At 60.4% G+C, this 5,228-nt stretch carries 5 protein-coding genes; all 5 read right to left on the reverse strand.

Features of this window, described 5'->3' with window-relative positions; translation table 11 throughout:
* Positions 1-284 (reverse strand): AEC family transporter (locus tag B3187_RS11980; protein ID WP_349678199.1); only part of this gene is annotated, 284 nt, incomplete at its 3' end.
* Positions 285-319: 35 nt separating this feature from the next.
* Complete coding sequence (gene der / locus B3187_RS11985) at positions 320-1,768, reverse strand: ribosome biogenesis GTPase Der (protein ID WP_024459867.1); 1,449 nt, start codon at positions 1,766-1,768, stop codon at positions 320-322.
* A gap of 137 nt (positions 1,769-1,905) precedes the next feature.
* Positions 1,906-3,051 carry an outer membrane protein assembly factor BamB gene (gene bamB / locus B3187_RS11990; RefSeq protein ID WP_286806692.1) on the reverse strand — a complete coding sequence of 382 codons (1,146 nt, stop codon included), beginning with the start codon at positions 3,049-3,051 and terminating at the stop codon, positions 1,906-1,908.
* Positions 3,048-3,749, reverse strand: coding sequence for a YfgM family protein (locus B3187_RS11995; RefSeq protein WP_024459865.1), 702 nt, complete (start codon positions 3,747-3,749; stop codon positions 3,048-3,050). The genes bamB and B3187_RS11995 overlap by 4 nt, the downstream gene beginning before the upstream one ends.
* Positions 3,750-3,779: 30 nt before the next feature.
* Positions 3,780-5,069, reverse strand: coding sequence for a histidine--tRNA ligase (hisS, locus tag B3187_RS12000; protein WP_123637127.1), 1,290 nt, complete (start codon positions 5,067-5,069; stop codon positions 3,780-3,782).
* Between the last annotated feature and the right edge of the window lie 159 nt (positions 5,070-5,228).

Consider the following 5,228-nt stretch of genomic DNA (forward strand, 5'->3'; position numbering starts at 1 on the left):
ACCAGCATCAAGGCGCCGGTCACCGAACGGGACCAGCCGAACCCGCGCGCCGTCAGCCAGACCAGTGCGGCGGTCGATGCCATCACCACCCAGGTACTGATCACCGGCAACAGCGCCCGTTGATCCAGGGTCAGTTTGGGAATTTCGGTGAGGATCATTGCCGGCAGCGCGACATACAAGACGTAGAGATTGAGCGCACTGGCCGCATCCCGGGGCATCCGGCTCGATCGCTGCAATAGCAGACCGATACCAAGACACGCCAGAATCAGAAGCAGGTTACTCATTCGTCTACCCCGGGAATGATGTCACGCCGCACGCATCAAGGGCGTCGACCACGCGGCGCCTTGCGCTCTTTTCCGGGGCCTGAGGGCGACTTGCCTTTGGCGCCTTTACTGCCCGGACCGCGGTTACCCGGCCCTCGCCCGCCCTGGTTTTTGGGTTTGGAGGGGCGTCCGGCGAAGGGGTTTTCGCTGGATTTGAACTCGATCCGTACCGGCGTTCCCTCGAGCTTCAGAACCTGGCGAAAGGTCTTTTCCAGATAGCGCGCGTAGTGACTGGGCACCGCCTCGGTCTGATTGCCGTGAATCACCACAATGGGCGGATTGTGGCCACCGGGGTGAGCGTAGCGCAGTTTGATACGGCGCCCCTGCACCATGGGAGGCTGATGCTCGCGCACCGCATCCTGCAGGATGCGGGTCAGGAAATTCGTGGAGAACTTGTCCGTGGCGGACTTGTAGGCACCCTCTACGGATTCATACAAGTGCCCTACCCCGGTGCCATGCAAGGCGGAAATAAAATGGATTTTGGCAAAGTCCACAAAGCGCAACCGGCGCTCGAGTTCGTTGCGCACATATTGCTTGTGGCCATCGTCCAGACCATCCCACTTGTTCAGAGCAATCACCAGCCCTCGACCGGCATCAAGGACGTTGCCCATCAGGTGCAGGTCCTGATCCACCACGCCTTCACTGGCGTCCATCACCAGAATGGCGACGTGAGCATCGTCAATGGCCTGGAGGGTTTTCACGATCGAGAACTTCTCGACCGACTCGGACACGTTTTTGCGCCGGCGAACGCCGGCGGTGTCGATCAGGGTATAGTGCTTTTCAAACCGCTCGTAATGAATATAGACGCTATCCCGGGTGGTACCCGGTTGATCATAGACCACCACCCGATCCTCACCAAGCATCCGGTTGACCAGCGTGGATTTACCCACATTGGGCCGGCCCACCACCGCGATCTTGATGCCTTGATTGGTCGGGGCCGGTACCACTTCCTCAACCGGCAGCTCGGCCACCACATCGGACATCATGGACTTGACGCCCCGGCCATGGGTGGCCGTGGTCGGGAAAATCTCGCCCAGCCCCAACTCATAGAACGGCGCCAGGGCCAGGTCCGGGTCTACACCGTCAATCTTGTTGGCGACCAGATAGGTCTTTTTGTTCTGCACCCGCAGATGCCGGGCGATCATTTCATCCGCCGCGGTCAGTCCGGCCCGGGCATCCAGAATAAACAGCACAATGTCCGCTTCCTGAATCGCCTGCAGGGACTGGCCCGCCATGGCGCTATCGATGCCCTCTTCCTCGCCGCTGATACCGCCGGTATCAATCACCATAAAACGGCGGCCTTCCGCCTGCCCTTCACCGTATTTCCGGTCGCGGGTCAGCCCGGCGTAATTCGCCACGAGCGCATCCCGGGATTGGGTCAGACGGTTGAACAGCGTGGATTTGCCCACATTGGGGCGGCCCACCAGGGCAATAACTGGAATCATAATGGAGGCATCGAAGATCGGTAGAACGCAAAGGCGCCTAGGATAGCGGATTGGGGACTTTTTATACAGCCATAAACGAGATCGCCGCCGAAACCCCGGTCAGGAGGTCGGCGGCGAGGCAGTTAACGAGGGAACTATCAATCCCGAGGCTTGACCTCAAGTGCTACCAGGCGTCCGCCATCGGTCTGCACATACAGGGTGTCGCCATCGGTGACCATGGTGCCGGAAATACCGCCCCGATCAAGGCGGCGGCGGGCGGCGAAGCTGCCATCATCGCGCTTGAGCAGATGCAGGTAGCCGTCATAATCCCCCACCGCCAGGTAGTCACCAACGACCTGGGGGCCATTGATGAGGCGGCGCAGCAACTGATCGTTCTGCCAGCGCATTTCACCCGTCGCGGTACTGAAGGCCTTGACCACACTGTCGGCCTCGGAGAGGTACAGAGTGCGACCTTCAGCGGACAAATCCTTATGGGTCGAGGCCTCCTGACTCCACACGGGCCGGCCATTGTTGCGGCCCAAAGCAGTCACGTTGCCCTGAAAAGACGCGGCAAACACCACCCCTTCGTGCAGCAGCGGAGAAGCATCCACGTCAACCATGCGTTCAATCTCGGAGCGACCTTGCGGCAGAGCCACGCGGCGCTCCCAGAGGACCAGGCCATTATCCGGGTTGAAAGCCATCACCTTGCCCGTGGCGAAGCCGGCAATCACCGCCGAATCCGTCATGAGCGGCGAAGCAGTACCCCGCAGCGTCAGCACCGGAGGCGGGCTATCGTATGCCCAGCGGGTTTCTCCAGTCTCGGCATCCAGCGCGTGCAGTCGGCCATCCATGGTCTGGGCGGCCACCACAGTGCCATTGGTCTGGGGAACGGAAATCACTTCACTGCTCAACGCGGTGCGCCACAGCTCCTTACCGTCCTCATTGGCCAGGGCGACCACCTCGCCGTTGCCCGTGCCGTAGAGCAGCACGCCGGCATTGCTGCTCACGCCGCCGGTAATGGCATCATCGGTTTTCTGACGCCAGAGGCGCTTGCCGTTGGCGCGATTGAAGGCGAACACGCGACCCTTGGCATCAGCCGCGTAAATCCGGTCGCCATCAAGAGCTGGCTGCAACTTGACCACGGCCTTGTCGGTGCCCGAACCGACGCCGCTCCGCCAGACAATGTCCAGCTCCGCCGTCGGTTCGAAATCCACCAGTTCCACCGGCTCTGTACCGTCTTCTTTCGAAAACAGCGCACAGCCGGAAAACAGCAAAGCACAAAGCGCTACTGCGCATAACCTCATGAAGCATTCTCCTCGGAGCCCGACGTATCGTCCGCCGTGGCCGGTTGTACATTATCCAGTTTCATCTGCAGCAGCAGAACGCGGTTCTGTTGCTGCGCGTCAAGCGAGTCCAGTGCGCTCTGGTAGGCCTGAGCCGCCCCGTCGTTGTCACCCTGCTCGCTCAGAATGTCCCCGCGAGCTTCGGCGTATTCGGCCGCAATGCTGTCGGCGGGAGTGCCAGCCTCCAGGGTCGCCAGCGCGTCATCGAGTTGTCCGCGAGCTGACAGAACCCGGGCCAACCGCAGGCGAGCCAGCTGCTGGATTGCCTCCGCGGTTTCCTGTTCCAGAACCCAGCGCAACTCACTTTCAGCGGTTTCCAGGTCACCCTCATCGACGGCCCAGCGGGCGCGAATCAGCGCCGCATTTGCGCCGTAGGCACTGTTGGCATGCTCGGTTTTGAGCTGTTCAACAAGCTCGCCGGCCCGCGCACGATCGTCTTCCGAAACGGCGCTGCCTTCCTCGACCGCCAAAGTTTCCAACAGTTCAGAATATATCGCCGAGCCCGCTTCGGCCTTGGCCTGCTGCTGGTCCTGGTAGGTATTCCAGCCAAAATAGCCGCCCACCGCAATCACCACGGCGGTCACAATCCATTTGCCATTTTCCTTCCACCACCGCTTGAGGGCCTCAAGCTGTTCTTCTTCAGTCAGATGATCGCTCACGTTGTACTCCTGTTATTGTCAAAATTCGTTTCAGAGGTTGCTCAGCGCGGGCCAGTAGGCCCGTAGCTGCTCGATAGTCTGGTCCAGCGACAGTGTTTCCTGGGGCCGATCCTCACGCAGATACTTGAGTGAGAGTTGGCCGTTACGGGCTTCGTCCTCCCCCAGAATCAACGCAATGTCGGCGCCGCTTTTGTCCGCCTTTTTCATCTGGCTCTTGAAGCTGCCGCCCCCGCAGTGGGCCAGCAACTGCAGCCCCGGCAGCGCATCGCGCAACCGTTCGGCCGAACGCATGGCCGAGGATTGTACCTCACCCACCGCCACAAGATAGACCTGAGTGCGACGATCAAGGCCCTCGGGCAGTTGCCCGGTGGCCTGAAGCAGCAACAGCAGGCGCTCGAGGCCAATACCAAACCCGATGGCCGGCGTGGGCTTACCACCCAGTTGCTCGACCAACCCGTCATAGCGGCCACCGGCGCATACCGTACCCTGGGCGCCCAGGGCGTCGGTCACCCACTCAAAAGCGGTTTTCCCATAGTAATCAAGCCCTCGTACCAGACGGGGGTTGACCTCAAAGGGAACACCGGCTTCGGTCAGCATGGCTTTGAGGTGCTCGAAATGGGCGGCAGACGCTTCGTCGAGATGCTCAAGCAGTACCGGCGCACCATCCAGAATTTTCTGGGTGTCGGGGTTCTTGCTGTCCAGAATACGCAGGGGGTTGGACGTCAGGCGACGCTGACTGTCTTCATCCAATTGCTCGCGGTACTGGCTCAGATAGTCCACCAGCGCGGTTTTATAGGCGGCGCGAGCCTCGCTGCTGCCCAGGCTGTTCAACTGCAGCGTGACCTGGTCGGCCACACCCAGCGCGCGCAGCATGCGCGCACTGAGCAGCAATACTTCGGCATCAATATCCGGCCCGGTCATGCCGAACACTTCGACCCCCAGTTGGTGAAACTGACGGTAGCGGCCTTTCTGCGGACGCTCGTGGCGGAACATGGGGCCCATGTACCAGAGCCGCTGGGTCTGGTTGTACAACAGGCCATGCTGTTCACAGGCGCGCACACAGGAGGCGGTACCTTCGGGCCGCAGCGTGAGACTATCGCCATTGCGGTCATCGAAGGTGTACATTTCCTTCTCCACAATGTCGGTCACTTCACCGATGGAGCGCTTGAACAGCTCGGTGCTCTCGACGATCGGGAAACGGATTTCCCGATAGCTGTATTGCTGGAGGATGGACTTGAGGGTATTTTCCAGGTACTGCCACTGTCCGCTCTCATCCGGCAGCAGGTCGTTCATTCCTCGAATGGCTTGCAGTTTTTTCAAAGTGGGTTCCTAAAATCTTCTTTGGTGTTTGATGCTTTAGTTTGGGTTGCGGCGGACTTTCTTCGCTCAGGATCGTCGAACCCTGGTTACGGCGGATGCGCTTCGCTTATCCGCCCTACGCAACCTCCGCAGCCAAGCGTAGGGCGGATAAGGGCGAAG

Origin of the sequence: Marinimicrobium sp. UBA4209 (assembly GCF_002381585.1) — a bacterium.
Classification (GTDB): Bacteria; Pseudomonadota; Gammaproteobacteria; order Pseudomonadales; family Cellvibrionaceae; genus Marinimicrobium; species Marinimicrobium koreense.